5 protein-coding genes are annotated in these 4,378 nt (G+C 70.3%); all 5 read right to left on the bottom strand.

All coding sequences use genetic code 11. The features are described 5' to 3' along the window. Positions 1-525: MFS transporter (locus AC27VN_RS34150; RefSeq protein WP_490879451.1), on the bottom strand; the 525-nt coding region annotated here is incomplete at its 3' end. Beyond that, positions 515-1,129: a cupin domain-containing protein gene (locus tag AC27VN_RS34145; RefSeq protein WP_490879450.1), complete on the bottom strand. Its 615-nt coding sequence runs from the start codon at positions 1,127-1,129 to the stop codon at positions 515-517. The genes AC27VN_RS34150 and AC27VN_RS34145, both read right to left, overlap by 11 nt. A gap of 30 nt (positions 1,130-1,159) precedes the next feature. Continuing rightward, complete coding sequence (locus tag AC27VN_RS34140; RefSeq protein ID WP_490879449.1) at positions 1,160-2,299, bottom strand: porin; 1,140 nt, start codon at positions 2,297-2,299, stop codon at positions 1,160-1,162. 96 nt (positions 2,300-2,395) lie between these two features. Next, complete coding sequence (locus tag AC27VN_RS34135; RefSeq protein ID WP_490879448.1) at positions 2,396-3,895, bottom strand: FAD-dependent monooxygenase; 1,500 nt, start codon at positions 3,893-3,895, stop codon at positions 2,396-2,398. A 202-nt stretch (positions 3,896-4,097) separates the two neighbouring features. Further along, positions 4,098-4,378, bottom strand: a 281-nt coding sequence (locus tag AC27VN_RS34130) for a L,D-transpeptidase Cds6 family protein (protein WP_490879447.1), incomplete at its 5' end; no start/stop codon positions are given.

The following is a 4,378-nucleotide window of genomic DNA, read 5'->3' as shown; positions in this document are numbered from 1 at the left end:
CGAGAGGTAGCCGCCGCGCCAGCCCACCGCTTCCACGATCCGCGGCAGCACGAGCGGCGCGAGGATCGCCACCACGCCGAGGCCGCTCATGGCCAGCCCGAGCGCGAGGCCGCGCTTGGCATCGAAGCGCGCGCTGATGGCGCGCGAGTAGCCCACCGGCGTCGCGGCCACGCCGAGCAGCGACAGCAGGGCCTGCAGGCTCAGGAACAGCGGCAGCGTGGCCGGCAGCAGCGCGATCGCGGCATAGCAGGCCGTCTGCGCGCACAGCGAGAACACGATCGGTGCGCGGATGCCGTGCCGGTCCATGAACCGGCCCGCGAACGGGGACAGCAGCGCGATGGCCGCGGTGTGCACGACGTTGGCCAGCGCCAGTTCGCTGCGCGACCAGCCCAGCGCATGGTTCAGCTCGGCGAAGAAGACCGAGCTCGTGTAATAGAACAGGGCCGACGAGCTGACGCAGATGCCCAGCGTCGAGCCCAGCAGCAGGCGCCAGTGGCGCGCGAGTTCGGCGTTGTCAGCGCGCATCGCGGTCTCCGTCCGGCGCGGCCGTGGCCAAGGTCGCGGCGATGCCGGGATCGAGCGCGCCGTCGATCAGCACGAACAGCATGCGGCAGGGCCGCTGCGAGCGATTGGCCCACGCGTGGTTGGTGCCGCGCTGTACCACCACGCTGCCCGCGGCCAGCTTCACTTCCGAGTCGTCGAGCACCAGCGTGATCTCGCCCTCCATCACGATGCCGTAGTCGAGCGAGGCGGTGCGGTGCATCAGCGGATGCGGCGAGCCGGCCCGCGCGGTGGAGTGGGCGTCGTTGCCGGTGCGCGCGAACAGTTCCTTCATGCGTTGCGCGCCCTGCGCGAGGAACTCGGGCGTGTCGGGCGGCATGTCGACGAAGCGCAGGCGGGTGCCGCGCGGCGCGGGCGCCAGCGTCAACGGGCCCGGTGTCGGGTCCGCGCCGTTGTCGAGCGGCGCGGGGCTCGCGCTCGTATGCCAGAGCTCGTGGAACACGGTGCCCGGAATGGCCGCGAGCTCGACCACGGTGGGAAGCGGTCCGTCGATGGCGACGATGGCCTTGCCGGTGGCATCGTGGCCGGTGACCACGCGGTGGACCGGAGGGAGGGGAGTCAGTGTCATGGCTGTTGTCTCGGTGGGAAGGAGGCGATGTCAGAACGCGTGCGTGATGCCCGCGTCGAAGCCGGTGGAGCGGCCGCCGGCGAAGTTGCCCGCGGTGGTGGGCGGCCCGCCGGGCAGTGCCAGGAACGAGGCGCCGCGGTTCGACAGGCGCGCGACGTTGGCGTAGAGCGAGGTGCGCCGCGACAACGGGTACACGTAGCCGAGCGCGAGCTGCGTGCTGCCGTTGCCGTCGATGGGGCCGGCGCGGGTGCCGGGGGCGGGATGGGCATCGATGCGGCCCGCCTGGCGGCTGCGCGCATACGAGGCATTGAGGTAGCCGTGCGGCATCGGCAGGATGGCCGTGAACCGGACGACCGACTCCTTGCTGCCGGCTGCGCGGAACTGCCGCCACGACAGCGCGAGCCTGGCACCGTCGAGGTCGTAGGACACCGAGGCCACGCTGTCGGTCAAGCGCCGCGCGGGCCCGCCGGCCACCACCTGCGCCTCGGAACGGGATTGCGAGAAGCCCGCGGCCAAGGGGCCGTCGTCGTAGCTCAGCCGGTACTGCCGCATGCCGGCCGCGCCGCTGGCCGAGACATCGCCCTCGCGCAAGGCGTAGGCCAGTTCGCCGGAGAAACCGCCGAAGCGGGGGCTCAGGTACTGCAGCATGTTGCGTGCGTAGTACATGGTGGTCTCGAAGCGCGAGACCGGGCCGAACACCTCGCGCCAGGGGCCGTTCTGCGGCGTGTCGAACAGGTTGCTCGAGCTGCCGATGCCGATCAGCCACGGCTCGTTGTCGAGCCAGAGGCGGTGGGTGGGCGTGTTGTCGTAGCCCAGGCGCAGCCGGCCATGCGCGCTGCTGCCGATCTCGAGGTAGGAATGGCGGTTCCAGAAATGCTCGGCCAGCGTGGGCGAGCCGAGTTTGCCGGTGTCGGCGTTGATCAGCGCCTCGAGGCGGAAGCCGGCCTGCCAGCCCGCGCCCAGTTCCTCGCTGCCGCGCAGGCCCAGGCGGCTGATGCGGTAGCCGCCGCTGGACAGCGTGGTCTTCGAGCCCAGGCCGCCGTTGTGCACGCTGCGAATGCCGAGGTCGATGGTGCCGTAGAGGGTGGCCGAGGACTGGGCGGCGCTGTCGGCGGCGAGCGCGGCCAGCAGCAGGGCCGCGAGCGCAGGAGGGCAGGCAAGGCGTGTCATGGATCGTGGGGTCTTTGCGGAAGAGGAGGTCGCGAGCCCTTCGCGCAGCCCGTCGTGCGGCGCTGCGAAGACTCGTTCGTCGGAATGCGGGAAGGCCTAGCGCCCGAACCAGCGGGCGAGCCGTGCCTCGAGCTGCACGGTGCCCGCGAGTTCGTCGCTGGCCCAGTCCACGTAGGCGTCGGGGCGTATCAGCAAGGCCTTCACGCCGGTCATCGATGCGGGGGGACGGCCCAGGCGCGCCGGTACCAGGTCGACCGGCAGGCCCGTGAGATCGAGCTGCGCGAACTGGCCGCTGTAGCCCTCGAGGTCGAGCAGCACGAAGCGCCTGTTGCGCAGCATCTGCGCGACCCGTCGCGAACGGCCGTCGAGCGTGATCACGTCGAAGTCGGGCAGGCATCGGCCGGCCAGCGCATGGCTGCCCGGTCCGGTGTCATAGGGGTTCTCGAGCCCGCACAGCTCGCGCACCAGCTGGCGCTGTACCTCGGGCAGGGGCAGCAGGCGTTGCGCGAAGCGGCGCTTGAGGGCCACGCCTTCCGGCGAGAAGTTGAACTGCAGCGCGCATTGCGCCTCGACGCTGGCCAGCAGCGCCTGCATGACCGGATAGCGCTCGGCGTGGTAGCTGTCGAGCGTGGATTCGGGCGCGATGCCCTGGATCACGTTCGCCATCTTCCAGCCGAGGTTGAAGGCATCCTGCAGGCAGAAGTTCATGCCGACGCCGCTGGCCGGATAGTGCACGCGCGCCGACTCGCCGACCAGGAACACGCGACCCCGGCGCAGGCACGGGACGGCACGCATCTGGTCATCGAAGCGCGAGGCCCAGCGCAGCCGCTCGATGCCGTAGTCGGTGCCGTGCACGTCGCGGATGCATTGCCGCACTTCGTCCACGGTCACGGGCTCGTCCCTGGGCGCATGGCGGCGGTCGCGGTGCACGATGTTGAAGCGCGTGATGCCCGCGCCGAACACGTAGCCGCGCACCCAGCCCATGTGGTTGTCGATGTCGATGCGCCCGCCGGGCCAGGGCGCTTCGAGTTCGGCATCGACGGCGATGCCCCGGAAGGTGCCCGCGTGGCCTTCGAACGCGAAGCCGCCGCGTTCGCGCACGGTGCTGCGGCCGCCGTCGGCGCCGATCAGGTAGCGTGCCCGCAGCGTGTGGCTCTCTCCCGATGCATCGAGCGCCTCCACCTGCACGCCGTCTCCGTCCTCGCGAAATGCCTGGAGCGCGGTGCCGTGCCGGATCTCGGCGCCGCTGTCGCCGGCCCATTGGCGCAGGATGTCCTCGGTGTGGTTCTGCGGCAGGCCCAGCGTGAAGCCGAAGCGCGTTTCGAGATGGCGCCACTCGATCGGCGTGAAGCCGGCCCAGATGTGCGTGGGACGGAAGGGATAGGCCGCGATCTCGCGCGTTCGTTCGATGAAGCGCTCGGCGATGCCGCGTGCATCGAAGAGTTCGAGCAGGCGCGGCAGCACGGTGCCGGCTCGCGATTGAACGCCGCCCTGGCGCCGCTCCAACACCAGGGTCCGCGCGCCCGAACCCGCCAGTTCGGCCGCCAGTGTCAGGCCCGATGGCCCACCGCCCGCCACGATCACATCCCATTGCATGCTTGTCTCCCTGCGACGGCGCGGCAAGGGAATCGCCGCGCTCTTGTGGCAGCGATGATCGATTCGCGGTGGGCATCCGCAAAATCTATTCTTTGGATGCTCCGTATTTAGCGGATCAATTCGACCTGGGACGTGCGACCGACGCGGCGCGGCGCTGCGAGCGCGCGCCGTCTCGTCGAACGCCGGTGACCTGCGACGGCGTTCAGCCGCCCGCGCTTTCCTTGCGGATCAGCCAGCGGCCATCGACGCGCTGCAGCTCGAGCGTCTTGCGGCCGCTCTCCTTGATCTTGTCGGCGGCGTAGCTCTGCTTGAACTTCGCGGTGGCCGTGTTGCCGTTGATGCTGACCACCAGGTTGTCGACCTTCACGCTGATGCTCGACTTGTTGCCGATGCGCTTGCGGCGCTCTTCTTCCCAGGCCTTGTGGCTGCTGCCCTTGGCGGGCTGGAAGTCGCTCGCGTAGCTGGCGAGGTACTTGTCGGCGT

The organism is Variovorax sp. 20P10.2.4, from assembly GCF_058244205.1.
The sequence above is the reverse complement of the archived record's forward strand: the minus strand, read 5'-3'. Positions and strand labels throughout refer to the sequence as shown.

What these genes read in the sequence shown, in the direction of transcription:
- AC27VN_RS34140 (WP_490879449.1), bottom strand. Translation starts at nt 2,299, where the DNA reads ATGACACGCCTTGCCTGCCCTCCTGCGCTCGCGGCCCTGCTGCTGGCC.
- AC27VN_RS34145 (WP_490879450.1), bottom strand. Translation starts at nt 1,129, where the DNA reads ATGACACTGACTCCCCTCCCTCCGGTCCACCGCGTGGTCACCGGCCAC.
- AC27VN_RS34135 (WP_490879448.1), bottom strand. Translation starts at nt 3,895, where the DNA reads ATGCAATGGGATGTGATCGTGGCGGGCGGTGGGCCATCGGGCCTGACA.